General features: G+C 61.5%; 15 protein-coding genes and 6 pseudogenes. 14 read left to right on the top strand and 7 right to left on the bottom strand.

The window, feature by feature from the left end; translation table 11 throughout:
• Positions 1-93: 93 nt before the first annotated feature.
• Entirely contained in the window at positions 94-1,833 is a 1,740-nt protein-coding gene (locus JCM21793_RS26610) for a ComEC/Rec2 family competence protein (RefSeq protein ID WP_244439811.1), read from the top strand.
• A gap of 104 nt (positions 1,834-1,937) precedes the next feature.
• On the opposite strand, the gene JCM21793_RS16690 is transcribed toward JCM21793_RS26610, so the two are convergent.
• Entirely contained in the window at positions 1,938-2,741 is an 804-nt protein-coding gene (locus JCM21793_RS16690) for a DUF72 domain-containing protein (protein ID WP_025031090.1), read from the bottom strand.
• A 1-nt stretch (position 2,742) separates the two neighbouring features.
• Positions 2,743-5,665, bottom strand: a pseudogene (uvrA, locus tag JCM21793_RS26615) (excinuclease ABC subunit UvrA).
• A 43-nt stretch (positions 5,666-5,708) separates the two neighbouring features.
• On the opposite strand from uvrA, the gene JCM21793_RS29305 reads away from it, so the two are divergent.
• The 3 genes from JCM21793_RS29305 (at position 5,709) to JCM21793_RS16715 (ending at position 7,589) form a co-directional block, all read left to right on the top strand.
• Complete coding sequence (locus JCM21793_RS29305) at positions 5,709-6,023, top strand: hypothetical protein (protein ID WP_155983465.1); 315 nt, start codon at positions 5,709-5,711, stop codon at positions 6,021-6,023.
• Positions 6,024-6,645: 622 nt separating this feature from the next.
• On the top strand, positions 6,646-7,137 hold the full coding sequence (locus JCM21793_RS16710; protein ID WP_025031093.1) for a single-stranded DNA-binding protein: 492 nt from the start codon (positions 6,646-6,648) through the stop codon (positions 7,135-7,137).
• Positions 7,138-7,151: 14 nt separating this feature from the next.
• Positions 7,152-7,589 (top strand): hypothetical protein, encoded by a 438-nt coding sequence (locus JCM21793_RS16715; protein ID WP_244439812.1) that lies wholly within the window; start codon positions 7,152-7,154, stop codon positions 7,587-7,589.
• A gap of 59 nt (positions 7,590-7,648) precedes the next feature.
• Here JCM21793_RS16715 and JCM21793_RS26620 read toward each other — a convergent pair.
• From JCM21793_RS26620 to JCM21793_RS16740, 5 genes and pseudogenes are all read right to left on the bottom strand, one after another.
• Positions 7,649-8,905, bottom strand: a pseudogene (locus tag JCM21793_RS26620) (molybdopterin molybdotransferase MoeA).
• Positions 8,902-9,402 carry a cyclic pyranopterin monophosphate synthase MoaC gene (moaC, locus tag JCM21793_RS16725; RefSeq protein WP_025031095.1) on the bottom strand — a complete coding sequence of 167 codons (501 nt, stop codon included), beginning with the start codon at positions 9,400-9,402 and terminating at the stop codon, positions 8,902-8,904. The pseudogene JCM21793_RS26620 and the gene moaC overlap by 4 nt, the downstream one beginning before the upstream one ends.
• Positions 9,403-9,405: 3 nt before the next feature.
• Positions 9,406-10,220, bottom strand: a pseudogene (gene trpC, locus JCM21793_RS26625) (indole-3-glycerol phosphate synthase TrpC).
• Complete coding sequence (gene trpD / locus JCM21793_RS16735; protein ID WP_025031096.1) at positions 10,210-11,241, bottom strand: anthranilate phosphoribosyltransferase; 1,032 nt, start codon at positions 11,239-11,241, stop codon at positions 10,210-10,212. The pseudogene trpC and the gene trpD overlap by 11 nt, the downstream one beginning before the upstream one ends.
• A gap of 8 nt (positions 11,242-11,249) precedes the next feature.
• Positions 11,250-13,136: a SurA N-terminal domain-containing protein gene (locus JCM21793_RS16740; protein ID WP_025031097.1), complete on the bottom strand. Its 1,887-nt coding sequence runs from the start codon at positions 13,134-13,136 to the stop codon at positions 11,250-11,252.
• 173 nt (positions 13,137-13,309) lie between these two features.
• On the opposite strand from JCM21793_RS16740, the pseudogene tpiA reads away from it, so the two are divergent.
• The 10 genes and pseudogenes from tpiA to JCM21793_RS26640 form a co-directional block, all read left to right on the top strand.
• A pseudogene (gene tpiA / locus JCM21793_RS26630) lies at positions 13,310-14,055 on the top strand (triose-phosphate isomerase).
• A gap of 256 nt (positions 14,056-14,311) precedes the next feature.
• Positions 14,312-14,698, top strand: a complete 387-nt coding sequence (gene secG, locus JCM21793_RS16750) for a preprotein translocase subunit SecG (RefSeq protein WP_007006690.1) — start codon at positions 14,312-14,314, stop codon at positions 14,696-14,698.
• Between the two features lie 146 nt (positions 14,699-14,844).
• The gene (gene pyrG / locus JCM21793_RS16755; RefSeq protein ID WP_025031098.1) at positions 14,845-16,473 is read left to right on the top strand and encodes a CTP synthase; all 1,629 of its coding nucleotides are present in this window, start codon (positions 14,845-14,847) and stop codon (positions 16,471-16,473) included.
• A gap of 105 nt (positions 16,474-16,578) precedes the next feature.
• A complete protein-coding gene (locus JCM21793_RS16760; protein WP_025031099.1) occupies positions 16,579-17,478 on the top strand; it encodes a VOC family protein in 900 nt (299 codons plus the stop codon).
• The gene (kdsA, locus tag JCM21793_RS16765; protein ID WP_025031100.1) at positions 17,475-18,305 is read left to right on the top strand and encodes a 3-deoxy-8-phosphooctulonate synthase; all 831 of its coding nucleotides are present in this window, start codon (positions 17,475-17,477) and stop codon (positions 18,303-18,305) included. Before JCM21793_RS16760 ends, kdsA begins: the two co-directional genes overlap by 4 nt.
• A 106-nt stretch (positions 18,306-18,411) precedes the next feature.
• On the top strand, positions 18,412-19,686 hold the full coding sequence (eno, locus tag JCM21793_RS16770) for a phosphopyruvate hydratase (RefSeq protein ID WP_007006686.1): 1,275 nt from the start codon (positions 18,412-18,414) through the stop codon (positions 19,684-19,686).
• A gap of 77 nt (positions 19,687-19,763) precedes the next feature.
• A pseudogene (locus JCM21793_RS26635) lies at positions 19,764-20,083 on the top strand (FtsB family cell division protein).
• Between the two features lie 210 nt (positions 20,084-20,293).
• Positions 20,294-21,355 carry a pyruvate dehydrogenase (acetyl-transferring) E1 component subunit alpha gene (gene pdhA / locus JCM21793_RS16780; protein ID WP_025031101.1) on the top strand — a complete coding sequence of 354 codons (1,062 nt, stop codon included), beginning with the start codon at positions 20,294-20,296 and terminating at the stop codon, positions 21,353-21,355.
• 13 nt (positions 21,356-21,368) lie between these two features.
• Positions 21,369-22,766, top strand: a complete 1,398-nt coding sequence (locus JCM21793_RS16785; RefSeq protein WP_025031102.1) for a pyruvate dehydrogenase complex E1 component subunit beta — start codon at positions 21,369-21,371, stop codon at positions 22,764-22,766.
• A 13-nt stretch (positions 22,767-22,779) separates the two neighbouring features.
• Positions 22,780-23,786, top strand: a pseudogene (locus tag JCM21793_RS26640) (2-oxo acid dehydrogenase subunit E2); the annotation flags it as partial.

The raw sequence follows: 23,786 nt of genomic DNA on the forward strand, positions 1-23,786 counted from the left end.
GCCTGAGTGACGCCCTCGGGGCCGGTGCGGCCGCACGCCTATGATTTTTCTTTCGAGAGCTATTTTGACGGCCTCGGGGCCGTTGGCTTTTTCATGCGTGATCCCGAACCTGTGGAGATCGAGCCGTTGCCCGGGGCGCGGCAGTGGGTGCAGCGGATGTCGTCCAGCCTGCAGGGACTGCGGGAAAGCCTGGCCGCGAGGCTGCGCGAGCGGGTGGGCGGGGCCGAAGGCGAGGTTGCAGCCGCCTTGATCACCGGCATGAGGGGCGGCATCCCAGAAGCCTATAATGAAGACCTGCGCCGCGCAGGGCTTGCGCATGTCCTCGCCATTTCGGGGTTGCACATGGCGCTTGCAGCTTTCACGGTCATCGGTGCCGCAAGGCTGGGCTTTGCCCTCTTTCCGGGTTTTTCTTCACGCCATCCCGTGCGCAAGTACGCCGCCGCAGCGGCGCTGCTCGTCTGCTTCTTCTATCTGCTTGTTTCCGGCAGCGGAGTGGCGGCGCAGCGCAGCTTTCTCATGCTGGCGGTCATGCTGCTGGCGCTGCTGTTCGACCGCGCTGCCCTGACCATGCGCAATCTCGCGGTTGCGGCACTGGCGGTGATCATCACGACGCCACATGAGGTGGTCGGGCCGGGCTTCCAGATGTCTTTCTCGGCAACGGCCGCCCTGATCGCAGGCTATGCGGCGTGGAACGCGCACCGCGAGAAGCGGCTCGCCCGAAAGTCATATGTCGAGCGGAGAGGTGCTGCGAAGCTCATCCATCTCGTTCTCCTGTCCATTGGCGGAATTGCGCTCACATCCCTGATCGCCGGCACCGCAACAACGCTTTATGGCGTCTGGCACTTTCAGCGGGCCTCGCCGTTGGCCCTCGGCGCCAATCTGGCGGCGATGCCTGTCGTTTCCCTGGTGGTGATGCCCTCGGCCGTCGCCGCAATTGCGACCATGCCGCTCAATCTCGATGGGTGGCCGCTGGCCGTGATGGAGTGGGGCATTTCCACCGTCATGAGCATCGCGCGATGGTTCTCTGAGCGGACCCCCATCGATGCGACCGGGGCGATACCGCTTGGCGCCACACTGAGCCTGACAGCGGCACTCGTTGTTCTCACCATGACCACGACGAGGTTGAGGATTGCCGCATTGCCGTTCCTGGCGATGGGGTTTTTTCTCATAGCGACGCGCAGTCTGCCTGACGTCCTTGTCTCCGAAGACGCACGCCTCGTGGCGGTACGCACACAGGATGGCGCGCTCGCCGTCAATCGAAAGCGTCCCAATGCGTTTTCGCTGGAGAACTGGCTGCGCGCAGAAGGCACCGAAACTGTCCGGAAACCGGACGGGTTGAGCGGCGCGAGCACTGCCGAACTCATTGCCCGGGCGTCAGCGCATCATTTCCTGTGCAACGACGCCATTTGCGTCCTGCGCCACGAAAGCGGAGCGATTATCGGCCATGTAAGGAAAACGGATGCAGCGATGCCGAGACGGTCTTTTCGTGAACTGTGCGGAGCCGCCGATCTCGTCGTCATCAATGATGCGCGCATCGATCGGCCTGCGGGGCCGATGGCGCGCAGACAATCACGGCGCGTGACCTGGCCCGTCGGGGCAGTGCCGAGATACGCATTGAACGAAAGGGGCGTGACGCGCTTCTGTTCAACATCGCTTATGCGATCAGCGATCCCCATCGGCCATGGCATGTGCAGCGCCAGTTTTCACGCGCTGCCCGCGGGCTCGGCCCATACAAACGCACGCGGAACGCTCCCAAAGAAGCGAACAAACATAAGCAAAATTAGCGTTTTAGAGCGAACACCAAAGGCAACTCATAAAATCACGCAGACATGAGCCAGAGCATCGGACCGAAAAGTGGAATCCAGCTTTCGGGCTATTCCGATACTCCATCCATAATTTAGATCGTCCTTTGTGCGTCCGGGTGGACGCACGGCGATCTAGCCTGCACGCTCCATGAAAGCCCTGGCGGCATGCGGCGCGCGAATCTTTCCTTCATGGATGAAATAGACGAACACGTCGCGCGGCTTTGTCTCCGGCGTGAAGGCCGGGTCCATTAGGGGCAGGTCGCCCGGCTGTCCGCCCGCGGCCCAGAGCCTCGCGCGCTTCGCCCATCCACCGAGCTCGTCGGGAGGATATGCGGTCGGGATGTCGTCCTCACCGCGCTGCAGGCGGGCATAGACGAAATCGCCGGTCACGTCGGCGATCTCTGGGTAAGTGTTGTGATGCGCATAGCAGACTGCCGCACCGTATTTGCGCACAAGCTGAGGAAATTCCGGTGTACAGAAGGTCTCGTTGCGTACCTCCAGAACATGTCGGAGAGGCACGCCGTCGCGCTCGTGCGGCAGCAGTTTCAGAAAACCCTCGAAATCCTCGGGATCGAACTTTTTCGTCGGCGCGAACTGCCAGACCAGCGGGCCCAGCTTCTCGCCGATCTCGGAAATGCCCGATCCAAGAAATTTTTCAAGAGATTCAGATGTTTCCGAGAGAACCTTGCGGTTCGTCACGAAGCGGTTTCCCTTGAGTGAAAAGACAAACCCATCCGGCGCCTCACTTGCCCATTTGGCATAGGTGGCCGGTTTCTGGCTGCCGTAATAGGTGCCGTTCACCTCTATTGTCGGCACCTGCCGTGAGGCAAATTCGAGCTGTCGCTTCTTCGGCAGGTCGTCGGGATAGAACGTGCCTTCCCATGGCTGAAACGTCCAGCCGCCCATGCCGGCGCGAATGGTGCCTGTGGTCATCAGTTTACTCCGCTGCCTGTGCCTTGCCGGCGGGCCGGCGTTCGAGAAGTTCTTTCAGGAATTTGCCGGTATAGCTGCGCGGCTCGGCCATCACGTCGTCGATGGAGCCCGAGGCGACGAGTTCGCCGCCGCCGTCGCCGCCTTCGGGACCCAGATCGAGGATCCAGTCGGCGGTCTTGATGACTTCGAGATTGTGCTCGATCACCACGACCGTGTTGCCCTGGTCGACCAGTTCATGCAGCACTTCAAGCAGCTTTGCCACATCGTGGAAATGCAGGCCCGTGGTCGGCTCGTCCAGAATGTAGAGCGTGCGGCCCGTGGCCCGTTTCGACAGTTCCTTGGCAAGCTTGATGCGCTGCGCCTCGCCGCCTGAAAGTGTGGTGGCCTGCTGGCCGATATGGATATAGCCAAGACCGACGCGGGCGAGCGTGACCAGCTTGTCGCGCACGGCAGGAACGGCCGCGAAAAACTCCACGCCTTCATCCACCGTCATTTCCAGCACATCGGCAATCGACTTGCCCTTGAAGGTGACTTCGAGCGTCTCGCGGTTGTAGCGCTTGCCATGGCAGACATCGCAGGTGACGTAGACATCCGGCAAAAAATGCATCTCGATCTTGATGACGCCGTCGCCCTGGCAGGCCTCGCAGCGGCCGCCCTTGACGTTGAACGAGAAGCGCCCGGGCTGGTAGCCGCGCGCTTGGCTTCCGGCAGGCCGGCAAACCAGTCGCGGATCGGCGTGAACGCGCCGGTATAGGTGGCCGGGTTGGACCGGGGCGTGCGCCCGATCGGCGACTGGTCGATGTCGATCACCTTGTCGAGATGTTCGAGCCCTTCGATCCTGTCATGCTCGGCGGGCTGTTCGCGCGAGCCCATGATACGGCGTGAGGCGGACTTGAACAGCGTCTCGATCAGAAGCGTGGATTTGCCGCCACCGGAAACGCCGGTGACACAGGAAAACGTGCCGAGCGGCACTTCCGCCGTCACATCCTTCAAATTGTTTCCGCGCGCGCCCACGACGCGGATGCGGCGCTTCTTCGGGATTTCGCGGCGCTGCTCGGGCATCTTGATCCCCATCGCACCGGTCAGATATTTGCCGGTGATGGAGCTGGGCTGGCCATGATGTCGCGCGGCGTGCCTTCGGCGATGATCTGCCCACCGTGGACGCCAGCGGCAGGGCCGATGTCGACCACATGGTCGGCCGTCAGAATGGCGTCCTCGTCATGCTCGACCACGATCACCGTATTGCCGAGATCGCGCAGATGTCTAAGCGTTGCGAGAAGCCGGTCATTGTCGCGCTGATGCAGGCCGATGGACGGCTCGTCGAGCACATAAAGAACGCCGGTCAGGCCGGAACCGATCTGTGAGGCAAGCCGGATGCGCTGGCTCTCGCCGCCCGAAAGCGTGCCCGAATTGCGCGAAAGCGTCAGATAGTCGAGGCCCACATCGTTGAGAAAGCGCAGCCGCTCGCGGATCTCCTTCAGGATGCGGACCGCGATCTCGTTCTGCTTGTCATTGAGATGCTCAGGCAGATCCTCGAACCATGCACCCGCCTTGCGGATCGACATTTCGGTGACCTGACCGATATGCAGACCGTCGATCTTCACCGCCAGCGCCTCGGGCTTCAGGCGGTGTCCGCCGCACGCCGGGCAGGGATGGGCCGACATGTAGCGCTCGATCTCCTCGCGCATCCAGGCCGATTCGGTCTCCTTCCAGCGGCGCTGGAGATTGACCACGACACCCTCGAAGGGTTTTGTGGTTCGGTAGCTGCGCAGGCCGTCATCATAGTCGAAGATGATCTTCTTCTCGCCCGTGCCATTCAGGATCGCATCCTGCCCGTCGGCCGGCAGGTCGCGCCAGCGGTCGCCCACCTTGAATCCGTATTCGCGGCCAAGCGCCTCCAGCGTCTGCAGATAATAGGGCGAGGTCGATTTCGCCCAGGGTGCAATTGCCCCTTCGCGCAGGATCGCATTGTCGTCCGGCACCACCAGATTCGGATCGATGGCGCGCTGGCTGCCGAGCCCGTCGCAGGTCGGGCAGGCGCCCGCCGGGTTGTTGAACGAGAAAAGCCGCGGCTCGATTTCCGGAATCGTGAAGCCGGAGACGGGGCAGGCGAATTTTTCCGAAAAGACGATGCGCTCATGCGTCTCGTTCTTCGACTTGTTGGCCCCGCCACCCTTTGCGGTCGCCTCGTCGGACAACGGCCTGTCGGCAAATTCGGCAATCGCCAGCCCTTCGGCGAGTTTTAGGCAGGTTTCGAGCGAATCCGCCAGCCGGGTCGCCAGGTCGTCGCGCACCACGACGCGGTCCACCACCACATCGATGTCATGTTTGTATTTCTTGTCGAGTGCCGGCACCTCGGCGATCTCATAGAACGTGCCGTCCACCTTGACGCGCTGAAAGCCTTTCTTCTGGAGTTCGGCCATCTCCTTGCGGTATTCGCCCTTGCGCCCGCGCACGATGGGAGCGAGCACATAAAGCCGCGTGCCTTCCTCCAGTGCCATCACCCGGTCCACCATCTGGCTCACTGTCTGGCTCTCGATGGGCAGGCCCGTGGCCGGTGAATAGGGCACGCCCACACGCGCGAAGAGCAGGCGCATATAGTCGTAAATCTCCGTCACCGTGCCGACGGTGGAGCGCGGGTTCTTCGACGTTGTTTTCTGCTCGATGGAAATGGCCGGAGAAAGCCCGTCGATCTGGTCGACATCCGGCTTCTGCATCATTTCCAGGAACTGGCGCGCGTAGGCCGAAAGGCTCTCCACATAGCGTCGCTGCCCCTCGGCATAGATCGTGTCGAAGGCGAGCGACGACTTGCCGGAGCCCGACAGGCCGGTCATGACGATCAGCTTCTCGCGCGGCAGGTCGAGATCGACATTCTTCAGATTGTGCTCGCGCGCACCGCGAATGGTAATGGACTTGTGTTCTGGCATGCCCCGTCGCTGCCTGTCTTGAGAAACCGGATTGGCCGGCAGCATGCCGGTCCGTGCATCATGTAGGAAGCGGCACGCAAATGTCGACCGCAGCGCCAGGGATGACGCCAGCCGGTATCGCTTCGCCGCAGATACGCCAATACCACTCAACGAGCGGAAGGGCGCATATTCTTCCTTTAACACGCTTGCCCGGCTGATGGGCAAGCAAAAAGAACAAAGACCGAACGTTCTCCTGACAATTCTGGCAGGAGCGTACGGTTCGTTACAGGCGATCACATTTGCTGGCATGGCGGGCCATTCGCTTGACCGGCGAAACCCGAAGGCGCAGTATGCCCCGGTCAGCGCTCGCGGCTTTTGAGCACTCTCAGGAGGCGCCGGTGGGCGCATCGGCTGCGCATCGCCGCTTGAGCACGCTGACGCCGAGCAAATGTCCGAAACGCGAAGAAGGAGGAAGGCATGAATCCACCTGACCGATCCACCAGGCTTCGCCTCGATCGCGAAGCCACAGCTGGCTGATCGGTCCGCTACGCATTCGGCGCATGGCGCGACGCATGTGTTTCGGTTCCGGTCCATGGCGCATGACGTTTCTGGAGAACGCATTCGCCGGCAGGCATGACAACGCTGGCGGCTGGCTGCCCCCGAAAATCAGATTTACTTGAAGACAGGGTTGGTGAAACCGCCCTGCCTGACGACACCGGTAAACCATTCCCGGTATGGAGGGTCAGAAGACCCGAAGCCCCGCGCGACCAGAAGGCGGCGGGGCTTTTCCTTGCAATGCCGGACCGAAGCATCGCGCAGGAGGCCGCGGAAGGTGCCCCGGACGGCGCCCTTGAAGGCATTGACAGATGTTCGTCGAATGTGAACATAATAAGAACAAATGAGCTGTGGACGACAGCGGAGCGGGCAAAGGCGAAGAGCGCGCGGCAGTTCCGCTTGCGATAAGGTGCGCGGCAGATTTCGGACAAGCGTGGAGAAGCGTTATGGCGGGCAGCGTCAACAAGGTCATTCTGGTGGGAAATCTGGGCGCCGACCCGGAAATTCGCCGGCTCAATTCCGGCGATCCGGTGGTCAACATGCGGATTGCCACATCGGAAACATGGCGTGATCGCCAGTCGGGCGAGCGGCGTGAGCGTACCGAATGGCATAATGTGGTGATTTTCAACGACAATCTCGCCAAGGTTGCCGAGCAGTATCTGAAGAAGGGCGCCAAGGTCTATATCGAGGGCCAGCTCCAGACGCGCAAATGGACCGACCAGAACGGTCAGGAGCGTTACACGACCGAAGTCGTGCTGCAAAAATTCCGCGGCGAACTGCAGATGCTCGACACGCGCGGGCAGGGCGGTGACAGTCAGGTCGGCTATGGTGGCGGCAGCGGCAATCGCAGCTCCGACTTCGGCCAGTCCGGCCCTGCCGACAGCGGCGGCGGCGGAGGCGGTTACTCGCAGAACCTCGACGACGAAATCCCGTTCTGATCGGGAACAGGGTCGTGTTGAAACCCGGCAGTGCCGCCCCGATCCATGGACGTCTCCATGGTAGCCGGGCATGGCGCGCCGGGTTTTTCGCATTTTCAATCGTGTTCGCGGCGTTCACACCAGCGGTGATGGCCGGTGAAGCGGATGTCGTCGACGTGAAAGTCTCCGCCGAAACCGGCGGCACATACCGCTTCGACGTCACCGTGGAACATGCAGACGAGGGGTGGGAGCACTACGCGGATCAATGGGACGTGCTCGACGATGCCGGCAATGTCCTCGGGTCACGCAAACTCCTGCACCCGCATGTAGACGAACAGCCATTTACCCGCGGCCTCTCTGGCGTGTCACTGCCTGACGGGCTGACCCATGTCACCATTCGCGCACGCGATTCCGTTCATGGATTTGGCGGAAGAGAGGTGACGCTGCCCATTCCCGGCCGCGGGAACGGGTAAGGTCCTCGGTCCCGATTTTTCCTACCCTGCAGCGCCGCTCTCCGGCGGATACCTGGAGGCTATGCCAGCATCAGAACGCGGCAGCGTGAACCCGGCTCGGCAGCCGCGCGCCTGGTTCGCGCACGATAAGCGCATTGGCCGCGGCCAGGGTGGTCAGCATGGAGGAATCCTGCAGCGAAAAGGGCGTTGCGATCAGCCTTCCGGGCCGGAAGCGACCGAAGCGCGGATATAGTCGCGGCGATCGTCATTCTCGCGCAGGGCACTTGCCAGAACCGCTGCGCGCAGATCCGGCGTATGGCTACGCTGGCCAAGGCGGGCAACAAGCGGGCGCAGGAAAAGATGGGCGCAGACAAGGCTTGAGACCGGATTGCCGGGAAGGCCAAGCACCCGCATGGTTCCGGTGGTATCGGGCCGGGAAGTGGAACCTGGGTTTCGGCTGTTCCGATGTTCCAGCCGGCCAAACATGAGCGGCTTGCCCGGGCGCATGGCGATCTTCCAGAAGTCGAGCGACATGCCGGCATCAAGCAGGGCTTGCCGCACCAGATCGCGAGCCCCCACGGAGCGCCGCCAAGGGTTACAAGCACATGCGCCCCCGCCGCGGCGGCCCTTTGCACTGCGGCGGTGATCGCGGCGCTGTCGTCGCCGACAATGCCGAGATCGAGGATCCGGGCCCCTTCGCTTTTGCCAAGAGCCCCAATGGCGAACCCGTTGGAAGCCACGATCTGATCGGGGCCGCAGGTTTCGCCCGGTCGCACCAGCTCATCGCCCGTGGCGATGATGGCAACCAGCGGACGCTCGGTTACCGAAAGCATCGCATGGCCGGCGGCAGCGGCGAGACCGACACCGGCCGGCCCGAGCCGGCGCCCCTGTTCAAGAACGACATCGCCTTCGACAAAATCGAGCCCGGCCCTGCGGATGTGGCGCCCGCTGGCCACCGTGCTCGTTGCTTCGATGCTGCCATCATCCTGAAGATCGGCATTTTCCTGAATGAGAACCGTATCGGCGCCTTCCGGCACCGGCGCTCCGGTGAAGATGCGAACGGCCTCGCCAGCGCCGACCGCGCCGTGAAACCGATTGCCGGCAGCCGATTCCCCGATCACCCGCAACCGCACCGCACGCGGTGTTTCGACATCCGCAGCCCGCACGGCGTAACCATCCATGGCCGACGCGTCGAAAGGCGGCTGTGTGCGCATCGCCGAAAGCGGGGTGGCCAGAACACGTCCGTCCGCCTCTTCGATCGGCACCATTTCACCGGGCAGGGCCTTCACGCCGTCGAGAATGCGCTCCAGAGCCTCATCCACCGGCAGAAGCGTCATGTCGAAGGCTCCGGTGCGCGCCAGTCGCCGGATTTGCCGCCGGTCTTTTCCAGAAGGCGAACGTCTCTGATGATCATTCCCTTATCCAGCGCCTTTGCCATGTCGTATATGGTCAGGCAGGTGATGGAGACGGCCGTCAGCGCTTCCATTTCAACCCCGGTCTGGCCGGTCACCCGCACACGGGCTCGCACTCTCAGGCCGGGCAGCGCGTTATCCGCCTCGATTTCCACCACCACTTTGGAAAGTGCCAGCGGATGGCATAGCGGAATGAGGTCAGATGTCTTCTTGGCGCCCATGATGCCGGCTATGCGCGCGGTGGCAAGCACATCGCCCTTCTTGGCATTGCCTGAAAGGATGGCTTCCAGCGTTTGCGCCTGCATGACGACAGCGCCTTCGGCGACGGCCTCCCTGCGGCTTTCCTGCTTGCCGCTCACATCCACCATATGCGCTTCTCCGGAAGCGCCGATATGCGTGAGCTTTCCGGTTTCATCACTCATCGTTCAGCCTGCCGGATTTGCCGTGTCGAGCCCCAGCAGGGCACGGGTCGCGCCTGCGACATCCTCCTGCCGCATCAGGCTTTCGCCGACCAGAAAGGTGTTCATGCCGGCACGCGCCAGGCGACGGCAATCTTCATTGGTGAAGATGCCGCTCTCGCCAACCACCAGCCGGTTTTCAGGCACGCGTGGGGCCAGCCGTTCGCTGGTTTCAAGGCTTGTTTCAAAGGTGCGCAGATTGCGATTGTTGATACCGATGAGGCGTGACGAAAGCTCGAGAGACCGCTCCAGCTCACGCTCGTCGTGGACCTCGATCAGGCAGTCCATGCCGAGTTCGAGGGCCGTATCCTCAAGGGCCCGGGCTTCATCGTCCGAAACGCTGGCATGATGATCAGGATGGCGTCCGCCCCCCAGCTGCGCGCTTCATAAACCTGATAGGGTTCGAACAGGAAATCCTTGCGCAGCGCCGGCAGCGCGCATGCTGAGCGGGCAGCTTCGAGAAACGCAGGCGCACCCTGAAAGGAAGGTCCGTCGGTCAACACGGAAAGGCATGCGGCACCGCCGTCTTCATAGGCCGCGGCCAGTCGGGGAGGGTCGAAATCTGCGCGAATGAGCCCGCGCGACGGGCTCGCCTTCTTTATTTCGGCAATAAGCCCAAAGCGGCCGGTCGCCTGTTTGTGAAGAAGCGCATCGGCGAAGCCGCGCGGTGCCTCGACGTCGCGTGCTCTGGCAACAAGATCGGGCAGGGGCGTGGTGGTCTTGGCCGCAGCGATCTCCTCGCGCTTATAGGCTTCGATTTTGCGTAGAATATCAGTCGTCACCGCTCGGGGCTCCCCTGTTTGAAACCTCGATCAGCTGATTCAGGGTGGCCAGCGCATGCCCATGGTCAAGCGATTCAGCGGCCAGCTTCATGCCATCCTTCAGGGTCTTTGCGCGTCCTGCGACAACCAGCGCCGCACCCGAATTCAACAGGCAGATATCGCGGTAGGCGTTTTTCTCGCCTTCCAGAACCGCTTTCAGCGCCCTGGCATTGTACGCCGCTTCGCCGCCTTTCAGATCCGCCATCGTGACCCGCTTCAAGCCGACATCCTCGGGCATGATCTCAAAATGGCGGATTTCACCGCCCTCGAGCGCCGCAACCTGCGTCGTCCCGGCGGTGGTCATCTCATCCAGCCCGGCGCCGTGAACGACCCATGCGGATTCTGTGCCCAGCTGTTTGAGCACGTGGGCGATCGGCGCCACCCATTCCGGTGCGAACACGCCCACAAGCTGGCGGCGGACACCCGCCGGATTGGAAAGCGGCCCGAGAAGATTGAAGATCGTGCGGGTCCCGAGCTCAACGCGGGATGGCCCGACGTGACGCATGGCCGAGTGATGGGCGGGCGCAAACATGAAACCCAGCCCCGCTTCGTCGATGCAATCGGCGATCTCCTGCGGGGTCAGCTCGATATTGATGCCAAGGGCAGCCAGCGTGTCAGCCGCACCGGACCGCGAAGAGAGCGCCCTGTTGCCGTGCTTGGCGACGGGCACGCCGGCACCCGCAACGATGAAGGCCGAGCAGGTAGAAACGTTGTAAGAGCCGGAGGCATCGCCGCCTGTGCCGACGATGTCCACCGCATCATCGGGAGCAGAGACCGGCAGCATCTTGTCGCGCATGGTTGCCACCGCGCCGGAAATCTCTTCCACGGTCTCGCCGCGCACGCGCAGAGCCATGAGAAAACCGCCGATCTGGCTTGGCGTCGCATCGCCCGACATCATGATGTCGAAAGCCTGCCTCGCCTCGTCAAAACTCAGGGAGGCGCTGGAAGCGGCCTTGGCGATGTAGGTTTTGAATCCGTTCATCTGCCGCCTCAGAAACTCAGGGCTTCCTGCATGGCCGCCCGGTTCACCGTAACCGGATATTTGCCCTGCAGGCGCGCAACCATCTGGTCGAGCAGGTCATCGGCAAGTGCCGAACGCATCGTGGCGCGCTGATTGTCGGGAATGCTCTCTGCCGTCGCGCTGGCCGGCTCGAACACTTCCGTGACCCTGAACAGGAACTGGCCGTCGCCAGCCGGATTCGCAAAAACGCCGGTTCCGTTACGCGGAACGGAGAACACCGCCGCAACACCGGCCTGGCCTAGGTCGGCGTCGTTGGCATTACGCTTGAGGCCGCGCTTGACCAGCTTCTCCTGGCCGATTTCGGTCGCGATTTCCTCCAGGGAAGCACCTTCCTCAAGACGCTTGGCGAATGCAGAGGCACGCTCGGCCAGCAGGCGGTCCGTTTCCGCTTTCAGCCAGTCCTGCGTGACCTGATCGCGCACTTCATCAAGCGAACGATCGCGTTCCGGCGTAATGCCCTCGACCTCATAAAACACAAAGCCGTTGCCGCCCATGGAAAGCGGTGCGTTTTCAATACCGGTTTCGCTTTCGAAAACCTCGCGCAGAAGCTCGGCTGAAACGGGCAGGTCGCCCACAATGGTTCCATCAGGGCGGCGCGCACTTGCGTCGATGGCCTCGATGGTCCGCATGGAAAGCTTCAGTCTTTCCGCAGCTTCGGCCATGGAAGCGCCGCCTGCGCGGGCGTCTTCATAGGAATCATGAACATCAAGCAGAACGCGCGCAGCTTCTTCGAGCGCCAGGTCCTGGCGGATTTCGCTCTCGACTTCGCTCAGTGGCTGCACAACCTCAGACTGGATGTCCGAGACATAGATAATGACGGGTCCAAAAGCCCCGTCGATCACATCGCTGAACTGGTTTGCTTCGAGCGAGAACGCCGCATCGGCGACAGCATCGTCTGCAACGTCACTGCGGGCGAGCGTGCCAAGGGCGATGTCCGAGCTGCTTTTGCCGGCAGCCGTTGCCACGTCTGCAAAACTCTTGCCGTCCAGCAGGTCTTTGAGCGCGGCTTCAGCCGCAGCACGGTCCGAAAACACGATCTGGTCAATCGTGCGCTTCTCCGGTGTCGTGTAGCGATCGCGCAGATCTTCATAGGCCTTCTGCACCTGCGCATCGGAAATGCCTTCCGGGTCCGCGATATCGGAGGGTTCAAGCTTCACATAGCTGAACTTGCGATATTCGGGGGCGGCATAGGCGTCCTTGCGCTCATCGAACCATGCCTGCAGCGTGGCATCGTCCGGCTGTGCGACTGGTTCAACAAGAGCCCGCGGCACGGCGAGATATTCGACGGTGCGGTCTTCGCCACGATAGAGCGCAAGATTCTTGAACAGCTCATCCGGGACGTTCATGCCGTCTGTCGCGGCTTCGACAATCTGCTGGCGAATGGCCACCTGCTCACGGTTCTTCAGATAGTCCTCGGGGCGCATGCCGATCTGGCGCAGCACGAAATCGAACTGCTGGCGGTCGAAACGGCCATCGGGCCCGCGGAATGCCGGGTCGTCCGCGGTCAACTGGGCGAGCTTGTCACCCGAGAGGCCAAGGCCAAGCCGGCTGGCCTCTTCGTCCAGCAAAGCGCCGGCTGCAAGCTGCTGCAGCACCTGATCGTCCAGACCGAAGGCGACAGCCTGCTCGCGCGTGACGCGGGTTCCAAGCTGTTGCGAAAGAGCGTTGATCTGCCGGTCATAGGCAAGCCGGAAATCCAGCATGGAAACCGAGGAGCTGCCGGCGGACAGAACGTTGCGGGACTGGTCATTCAGAACCTGGCCGGAAATACCCCAGACAGCAAAGCTCACGACAAGCAAGCCAAGGAGCAACTTGGCGATCCAGGTGGAGGCGGCGTTTCTCAGACTGTCGAGCATGGCTTTTCCGAAGTTCCTTGGTGTATTGGGGCAGTGTTCCCAACGAAGCGCAATAGCGTCCCAGACGCCGAGTGTCGATAGCGGAGTGGGAATTGCCGTCCCAATTGCTTTTGCATCAGCCCGCGTTTTTGCTAGGGAGGCTGCCGAGTTTGGTTTTGTTGAGGACACCGCCCATGACGCCCGGAATTCGCCCCCTGATCGCAGGCAATTGGAAAATGAACGGTTTGAGCGCCGATGCTGGCGAATTGAAGGCCATAGGCGAGGGAACGTTCAACGGCGCCGAAGCTCTTCTGTGCGTGCCGGCAACGCTGATGATGCTGGCGCGGGATGCGCTGGGCGGCAGGGTTCATCTCGGCGGGCAGGATTGCCACACGGCGGCATCCGGTGCGCATACCGGCGATGTTTCGGCCGAAATGCTGGCGGATGCGGGCGCGACCCATGTTCTCGTCGGCCATTCGGAACGCCGCACGGATCACGGCGAAACTGACGCCCTCGTGTCCGACAAGGCGGAAGCCGCCTGGCGTGCCGGACTGACGGCGGTGATTTGTATCGGCGAGACAAAGGCGGAGCGTGAAGCGGGCGAAACGCTTTCGGTCCTCTCACGGCAAATTCTCGGGTCCGTTCCCAAAGGCGCACAGGCGAAGAACACGGTGGTTGCATATGAACCGGTCTGGGCCATTGGGACCGGCTTGACGCCAACGGTTGAGGACGTTGCCGAAGCGCACAGGCACATCCGTGGCGAGCTGGAAAAGCTTTTGGGAGAAGAGGCCAGGACGATGCGGCTTCTTTATGGAGGGTCGGTCAAACCGGGCAACGCGACGGAACTGCTTTCGGTAGAGCATGTGACGGCGCGCTTGTCGGCGGGGCGAGTCTGAAGGCGGTGGATTTTCTGGCGATTGCGGCTGCCTGTCCGGTCTGAGGCAGAGAAAACGCTTGCGTTACAGCCGCAAGCGCCTATGTGAGATGGGGTTTGACGGGAATTCGGGAATTCCGGCCGGTTTGACCGAAAACCGTCATAAACTCCGCAAAACGGGTGCGTATGGTCCCGTTTTCTGGAAAAACATGCAGGTGCCAGGACACGGATTGTGAGCGGTCTTGGAAAATCGGCAAAAGCCGTGTAATGAGCCGCGTCCGCATTGAGGCGGATGCTTCGAGCCGGAGAGCCGGAAGGAAACATGCAGACCGTTATCATCGTCATTCATCTGATCGTCGTGGTCGCGCTGGTTGGCGTCGTCCTCATGCAACGCTCCGAGGGTGGCGGGCTTGGCATCGGCGGCGGTTCCGGTTTCATGTCCGCGCGCGGCGCGGCCAATGCCCTGACGCGCACGACGGCCATTCTGGCGGCCGCGTTCTTCGCGACATCGCTGGCCCTGTCGCTGATCGCCCGCTACGGCGCGAGCCCGACGGACATTCTGGACCGTATCCCTGCCGGAAGCGAGCAGACGGAAGGTTCGGGTGGCGTTCTCGACCAGCTTGGCGGTGCGGGCGCCTCTGCTCCCACCGAGGAGCCTTCGGCTCCGGCTGACGCCAATCCTGAAGATCAGGTTCCCACGGGGCAGTAAGCTCCGTGCCGCGAGGTTGACCGGTCGCCTTAGCTGCGACCGGCTTTGCCAATCGCAGAACTTATTCACCGCGGTGCGCAAAAAGATTTGCGTCTCGTTATTTTTTGCTGGCGGAATCGCCTGTGTCCGGTTAAGCGATGAGTCCCATGGCGCGATATGTTTTCATAACCGGCGGCGTGGTCTCCTCCCTCGGAAAAGGCATTGCAGCAGCGGCCCTTGGCGCGCTGTTACAGGCCCGTGGGTACCGCGTTCGCATCCGTAAACTCGATCCCTACCTGAATGTTGATCCGGGCACGATGTCGCCCTATCAGCACGGTGAGGTTTTCGTCACCGATGACGGTGCCGAAACCGACCTGGACCTTGGCCATTATGAGCGCTTTACCGGGCGTTCGGCCAACAAGCAGGACAACATCACCACAGGCCGGATCTACCAGAACATTCTGGAAAAAGAGCGTCGTGGCGACTATCTGGGCGCCACGGTGCAGGTGATCCCGCACGTTACCGACGAGATCAAGCAGTTCGTCCTCGAAGGCAATGACGACTACGATTTCGTTCTGTGTGAAATCGGCGGAACCGTCGGCGACATCGAGGCGATGCCGTTCCTTGAGGCGATTCGCCAGCTCGGCAACGAACTGCCGCGCGGCAACGCGGTCTATGTGCATCTGACCTTGATGCCCTGGATACCGGCGGCGGGCGAACTCAAGACCAAGCCGACGCAGCATTCCGTGAAGGAATTGCGGTCCATCGGCATTGCTCCTGACATCCTTCTGGTGCGCGCAGACCGGGAAATCCCCGCCGAAGAACGGCGCAAGCTGTCGCTGTTCTGCAATGTGCGCGAATCAGCCGTCATTCAGGCGCTCGATGTGGCGCATATCTACGATGTGCCGATAGCCTATCACGAGGAAGGGCTCGATTCGGAAGTGCTGGCCGCTTTCGGTATCGATCCGGCGCCGAAACCGCGCATGGAGCGCTGGGACGAGGTTGCCGACCGCATTCACAATCCCGAAGGTCAGGTCACGATTGCCGTTGTCGGCAAATACACCGGACTGAAAGACGCCTACAAGTCGCTGATCGAGGCGCTTTCGCATGGCGGCATGGCAAACCGGGTTCGGGTGAAGCTCGAATGGATCGAGGCGGAAATCTTCGAGAAGGAAGATCCTGCTCCGTGGCTTGAGAAGGTGCATGGCATTCTGGTGCCCGGTGGCTTCGGCGAGCGTGGCGCGGAGGGCAAAATCCTTGCGGCCAAGTTCGCACGCGAACGCAAGGTGCCGTATTTCGGCATCTGCTTCGGCATGCAGATGGCCTGTATCGAGGCGGCCCGGTCTCTGGCCGGGATCGAAAAGGCTTCTTCCACGGAGTTCGGCCCGACCAGCGAGCCGGTTGTCGGTCTGATGACCGAGTGGCTCAAGGGCAACATGCTCGAGAAGCGCACGGCCTCCGGCGATCTCGGCGGCACGATGCGTCTCGGCGCCTATGAATCCAAACTTGTCGAAGGCTCCAAGATTGCGGCGATCTATGGTTCGGAAGAAATTTCCGAGCGTCACCGCCATCGCTATGAGGTGAATATCGGCTATCGTCAGAAGCTCGAAGAGTGCGGACTGGTCTTTGCCGGTCTTTCACCGGACGGCGTACTGCCGGAGACGGTCGAGTATCCCGATCATCCCTGGTTCATCGGCGTGCAGTATCACCCCGAGCTCAAGAGCCGGCCCTTTGAGCCGCATCCGCTCTTTGCTTCTTTCATTGAAGCAGCTGTAGAGCAGTCGCGCCTCGTGTGATCTCGTTTCCCCGCCGCTCCGGCGGGGAACCACTCCTTGCCCGGCTCGGCACTTGCAAAGCGCCCGGGCTTCGGGCACATGCGGTGCATGGTATCTGAAGACAAGATGCGATTTCCGCGCAGCATCGATCGCAGCCTCGATCATTGTGTGTTGCCAACCGCCGATCTGGCGGTTGCGCGCGGACGTCTGGAAGCGCTCGGCTTCACTGTGGCAGCGGATGCCGCGCACCCTTTCGGCACCGGCAATTGCTGCGTCTTCTTCGCAGATGGGTCCTATCTCGAACCCTTGAGCCGGGTCGCGCCGCAGGCCGCGCGGAAGGCGGAATCCGCAGGCAATGTTTTCGTCCAGCGCGACAGCGTGTTTCGTAAACAATTCGGCGATGAGGGGTTTTCCGCCGTGGTTCTTGGAACCACGGACGCAGATGAAGATCATGCACGCTTTGCTGGTGCGGGAATTTCCGCTGGAAGCCCGCTCTCCTTCTCGCGCCCCTTCCGCGATGTCGATGGGCGCGAAGCCACGGCTTCGTTCCGCCTGGCCTTTGCCGCACCGGAAAACGCCAACGGCCATTTCTTCTTCACGTGCCAGCGCGTGAACTTACCGGCTGCAGGCCGCGGTGCGCTCGAAACTCATGCCAACGGCGTGACGGGAACCGCGCGGATCGTCATGCTCGCCGCCGCTCCAGATGACTATGCGGGCTTTCTCGACGCGTTCTCCGGTGAAAGGCACCAGATACCGGCGACCGAAGAGATCGTGCTGAAGCTTGCCAATGCCGAGCTGACGGTGATTACGCCGGATATTTACAAAACCAGATATGGCCTAGACCGGGTGCCGGCGTCCGGCCGGTTCGATCTGGCTGCAATCGTTTTCCAATGCCTGGATCTGGCCGGACTGCGCGACCATTTGAAGGTGCGACAGGTTCTGTTTGCCGAACATGACGGTGCGGTCATCGTGCCGCCGGCGGCAGGGCAGGGTGCCGTGTTTGTCTTTGAGGAGTCTTCCCCATGAAACCCAATCCTCGTGTGACGGTCGGCAAGGTCGTTTTCGGCAATGATGCTCCGTTGGCGGTGATCGCCGGTCCATGCCAGATGGAAACGCGTCAGCACGCGTTCGATATGGCAGGTGCGCTCAAGGAAATCACGGACGAACTGGGCATCGGGCTCGTCTACAAGAGCAGTTTCGACAAGGCCAACCGCACATCACTCTCCGGGAAGCGCGGGGCGGGGCTGGATGCGGCCATGCCGATCTTCGCCGACATTCGCAAGGAATTCGATGTCCCAGTGATTACGGACGTTCACACAGAGGAACAGTGCGGGATTGTCGCCGAAGTGGTCGATGTGCTGCAGATCCCGGCATTCCTTTGCCGCCAGACCGATCTCCTGATCGCGGCGGCGCAGACCGGCAAGGTGGTGAACGTCAAGAAGGGGCAGTTTCTGGCGCCGTGGGATATGGAAAATGTCATCTCGAAGGTGACGGATTCTGGCAATCCAAATGTGATGGCGACCGAGCGGGGTACCTCGTTTGGCTACAACACGCTTGTCTCGGACATGCGCGGCCTGCCGCAGATGGCGGCTATGGGCGCACCGGTCATCTTCGATGCGACGCATTCGGTCGCCCAGCCCGGAGGCCGTGGAGGTTCGTCCGGCGGTCAGCGAGAATTTGTGGAAACGCTTGCGCGCGCTGCCGTTGCGGTCGGCGTTGCCGGTGTTTTCATGGAAACACATCAGGATCCCGACAATGCGCCGTCTGACGGTCCCAATATGGTGCCGCTCCACGAGATGAAGGGACTTCTTGAGCGCCTGATGGCCTTTGACCGCATTGCCAAGGCGAACTGACCCCGCTCACGACATTGAGTTTTCACGTGCCTGCGCTAAGACAGGCGCGAGCCGTTCCTTCCGGTAAACACTGCCGGAACCAACCTCCAGATCAGAGAGAGTTAAAATGACTGCCATTCTCGACATTGTCGGACGCGAAATACTGGACAGCCGGGGCAACCCGACCGTCGAAGTCGATGTGGTTCTGGAAGACGGCTCCATGGGCCGCGCCGCCGTGCCTTCGGGCGCCTCCACCGGCGCGCATGAAGCCGTGGAGCTGCGCGACGGCGGCAAGCGCTATCTCGGAAAGGGCGTCGAACAGGCGGTCGATGCGGTCAACGGCGAGATTTTCGAAACCCTGAGCGGGCTCGAGGCAGAAAACCAGATGCAGATCGACCAGGCAATGATCGATCTCGATGGCACGCCCAACAAGAGCCGCCTTGGCGCAAACGCGATCCTCGGTGTTTCGCTTGCGGTGGCAAAGGCTGCCGCCGAGACCTCCAACCTGCCGCTCTACCGCTATGTGGGCGGGGCCTCCGCGCATGTCCTGCCGGTGCCGATGATGAACATCGTCAATGGCGGCGCGCATGCCGACAACCCGATCGACTTCCAGGAATTCATGGTGATGCCGATCGGCGCGTCGTCCATTCGTGAGGCCGTGCGCTGGGGCTCGGAAATCTTCCACACGCTGAAAGCGGGCCTGAAAGACGCCGGCCACAACACCAATGTGGGCGACGAAGGCGGATTTGCTCCGAACCTGAAGAGTGCTGAAGATGCGCTCGACTTCGTTCTCGCCTCGATCGAGAAGGCCGGCTACAAGCCGGGCGAGGATGTGGGCATCGCGCTCGACTGCGCCGCGACCGAGTTCTTCAAGGAAGGCAAGTATGTCTACGAGGGCGAAGGCCAGACGCGCGACGGCAAGGCGCAGGCCGAATACCTTGCGAAGCTCGTCGGCAACTATCCGATCATCTCCATCGAAGACGGCATGTCGGAAGACGATTTCGAAGGCTGGAAGATTCTGACCGATCTGGTGGGCAACAAGGCGCAGCTCGTGGGTGACGATCTGTTCGTGACCAATTCCGCGCGCCTGCGCGACGGCATCAAGATGGGCATCGGCAATTCGATCCTCGTCAAGGTGAACCAGATCGGCACGCTGACGGAAACGCTCGACGCAGTGGAGACGGCGCACAAGGCCGGCTACACGGCGGTGATGTCGCACCGCTCCGGCGAGACCGAGGATTCGACCATTTCGGATCTGGCCGTTGCCACCAATTGCGGGCAGATCAAAACCGGCTCGCTGGCACGTTCGGACCGGACGGCGAAGTACAACCAGCTTATCCGCATCGAGGAAGAGCTCGGTCCGCAGGCGCGCTACGCCGGAAAATCGATCCTGCGCGGATAAAGTTTGCAGGTGACCGTAGGGAAATAACGGTCCTTTAAGCAACATATGGTCACATGCGGGAGAAGGGTTTTTTCCGCATGTGGACACGTCATCACAAACGCCGCAACACTGGCCGTCTGATCGTTCCGACGATCACGGGGCTGTTTCTCGCCTATTTCGGCTTTCATGCTACAATGGCGATTATGGCATCTACTCGAAATACAGGCTTGAGACCCGTATCGCGGAAGCTCAGGAGCGGCTTGACGCCCTTGTCGCCAAGCGCCAGGAGCTGGAGCATCGGGTTGCACTGGTGAACGATGGCAGCCTCGAGAAAGACATGCTCGATGAGCAGGCGCGCCGGGCGCTGAATCTGGCCCGGGAGAATGAGGTGATTGTCCTCATCGGTGCCGGTCAGTAAATTAACTGAATTTCACTTAATCAACGATAAGATGTGAAAATCCAAGCATTTAGCTGCATGGCAGCTATGCGGATTTTGAATGGCCGAATTGTGTTCCACGTGCTAGCTTCATCTACCATAAGCGGGAGATGACGGGAGGCTCATGGCGCAACCTTTGCCAGGCTCCACCGTTGCACAAATTCCCCGGAATGTCAGCTAGGGAGTAAAGGCATGGCGCGAGCCGCAAGCAAGACAAGTGCCGCGAGGTCACGCTCGACCAAAAAAGGAGCGGCAGGGGCTGCCGTTCAGGCACCCAAACCCCCAAAGCCAGAAGATTTCGACAAAGAGCAGGAGCTTCACGCCTATCGTGAAATGCTTCTGATCCGTCGTTTCGAGGAAAAGGCCGGCCAGCTCTATGGCATGGGCCTCATCGGCGGCTTCTGTCATCTCTATATCGGTCAGGAGGCTGTTGTCGTCGGCATGCAGATGAGCATGAAGGACGGCGACCAGGTGATCACCGGTTATCGCGATCATGGTCACATGCTCGCAACAGGCATGGAAGCGCGCGGCGTGATGGCCGAGCTTACGGGGCGCCGCAATGGCTACTCCAAGGGCAAGGGTGGCTCCATGCACATGTTCTCCAAGGAGAAGAAGTTTTATGGCGGCCATGGCATCGTGGGCGCGCAGGTGCCGCTGGGCACGGGGCTGGCCTTTGCCAACCGCTACCGCGGCGACGACAGCGTTTCGATCACCTATTTCGGCGACGGTGCTGCCAATCAGGGCCAGGTCTATGAGAGCTTCAACATGGCCTCGCTGTGGAAGCTGCCGGTGGTCTACATCATCGAGAACAACCGCTATGCCATGGGCACGGCAGTGGCGCGCTCATCGGCGGAAACCGACTTCTCCCATCGCGGTCTTTCCTTCAAGATTCCGGGCATCCAGGTGGATGGCATGGATGTGCGCGCGGTGAAGGCTGCAGGCGATCTGGCCGTGGACTGGTGCCGTTCGGGCAAGGGGCCGATCATTCTGGAAATGCAGACATATCGCTATCGCGGCCATTCCATGTCTGACCCGGCAAAATACCGCTCCAAGGATGAAGTGCAGAAAATGCGCTCGGATCACGACCCGATCGAGCAGGTGAAGCAGCGTCTCATGGCGAACAAATGGGCTGATGAAGACGAACTGAAGGCCATCGACAAGGAGGTGCGCGAGATCGTCGGCGATTCGGCCGAATTCGCGCAGACGGATCCGGAACCGGATGTGTCTGAACTCTACACCGACATTCTGCTTTGAGGGGAGGGCCGACATGCCAACCGAAATTCTCATGCCCGCGCTCTCTCCGACCATGGAAGAGGGCAATCTTTCCAAATGGATCAAAAAGGAAGGCGATGCCGTCGCGCCCGGTGACGTGATCGCCGAGATCGAAACCGACAAGGCGACCATGGAAGTGGAAGCCGTGGACGAAGGCACGCTCGGAAAAATCCTGATCTCCGAAGGTACCGAAGGCGTGAAGGTGAATACGCCGATCGCCGTGCTGCTGGCAGATGGCGAAAGCGAGGCCGATCTCGACAAGGCAGCATCAAAGCAGGCTGCCGAAGAGACAAAGGTTGCCGATGACAGCGCCACGAAGGCTGAACCGGAAGAAAAGTCCGGTGGTTCCGTGCCGGCGGCGCCCGAGGTGAAAATCGCGGCGGACCCGGACATTCCCGAAGGCACGGAAATGGTTTCGACCACCGTGCGCGAGGCGCTGCGCGACGCCATGGCCGAGGAAATGCGCCGTGACGGCGACGTTTTCGTCATGGGTGAAGAGGTGGCCGAATATCAGGGCGCCTACAAGGTGACGCAGGGGCTCTTGCAGGAGTTCGGCGACAAGCGCGTGGTCGACACACCGATCACCGAGCACGGCTTTGCCGGCGTCGGCGTTGGTGCGGCCTTTGCCGGGCTGAAGCCGATCGTCGAATTCATGACGTTCAACTTCGCCATGCAGGCGATTGACCAGATCGTGAACTCCGCAGCCAAGACGCTCTATATGGCCGGCGGCCAGATGGGTGCGCCCATCGTGTTCCGCGGACCGAACGGGGCGGCTGCCCGCGTGGCCGCCCAGCATTCGCAGTGCTATGCGGCCTGGTATGGGCATATCCCGGGGCTCAAGGTGGTGATGCCTTATACGGCAGCCGACGCGAAGGGGCTTTTGAAGGCCGCGATTCGCGATCCGAACCCGGTGATCTTCCTCGAAAACGAGATTCTCTACGGCCAGAGTTTTGACGTTCCGAAGATGGATGACTTCGTGCTGCCGATCGGCAAGGCGCGCATCCACAAGGAAGGCAGGGACGCCACCATCGTTTCCTTCGGCATCGGCATGACCTATGCGGTGAAGGCGGCTGAAGAGCTGGCGGGTGAGGGGATCGACGTGGAGGTGATCGACCTGCGCACGATCCGCCCGATGGACCTTGATACGGTGATCGCTTCGGTGAAGAAGACGAACCGTCTGGTGACGGTCGAGGAAGGGTTCCCGCAGTCTTCGGTCGGCGCGCATATCGCCAGCCAGGTGATGCAGCGGGCGTTTGACTATCTCGACGCGCCGGTGATCACGGTTGCGGGCAAGGATGTGCCGATGCCTTATGCGGCGAACCTTGAAAAGCTCGCGCTGCCAAATGTCGCCGAAGTGGTCGAGGCGGTGAAAGCCGTTTCCTATCGCAGCTAAGGGGGAGGATACCATGCCGATCAAAGTCACCATGCCTGCCCTTTCGCCAACGATGGAGGAGGGCAATCTCGCCAAATGGATGGTCAAGGAGGGCGACAGCGTCGCGCCGGGCGACGTGATCGCCGAGATCGAGACCGACAAGGCGACCATGGAAGTGGAAGCGGTCGACGAGGGCACCGTTGCGAAACTGGTGGTGCCGGAAGGCACTGAAGGCGTGAAGGTGAATGCGCTGATCGCGGTTCTCGCCGAAGAAGGAGAGGATGCCGGCGCGGCGGCGAAAGCGGCCGAGGGCGGATCCGACCCTGAGCCGGAGCCCAAGTCTGAATCGAAGCTGGAAAAGCCTGCAAAGGAAGAAGCTCCCGAGGCAAAACCGGCTGAAGCGAAACCAGCACCGTCCGGTGATGGCGAGCGTGTGTTCGCCTCACCGCTCGCGCGCCGTCTGGCGAAGGAAGCCGGGCTTGATCTTGCAGCGCTTTCAGGTTCGGGCCCGAAGGGCCGGATCGTCAAGGCCGATGTGGAAGCCGCTGGCAAGGATGGCGGTGCGAAGGCAGCCGCTGCCGCACCTTCTGCCGCTCCGGTCCAGCCGGCCATGTCCGACGACCAGGTCATGAAACTGTTCGAGGAAGGTTCTTACGAGCTGATCCCGCATGACAGCATGCGCAAGACCATCGCGCGGCGTCTGGTCGAGGCCAAGTCCACCATCCCGCATTTCTACCTGACGCTCGATTGCGAGATCGACGCGCTTCTGGCACTGCGCAAGCAGTTGAACGAAGCCGCGCCGAAGGTGAAAACCGAGGATGGCGAGAAGCCGGCTTACAAGCTGTCGGTCAACGACATGGTGATCAAGCCCACGCCAAGGCGCTTGCCATGGTGCCGGAGGCGAATGTCTCGTGGACCGAGAGCGCCATGGTAAAGCACAGACACGCCGATGTGGGCGTTGCCGTGTCGATCCCCGGCGGCTGATCACGCCGATCATTCGCCGCGCCGACGAGAAGACGCTGTCGGCCATCTCGAACGAGA

Origin of the sequence: Nitratireductor aquibiodomus NL21 = JCM 21793 (genome assembly GCF_000615975.1) — a bacterium.
Classification (GTDB): Bacteria; Pseudomonadota; Alphaproteobacteria; order Rhizobiales; family Rhizobiaceae; genus Nitratireductor; species Nitratireductor aquibiodomus.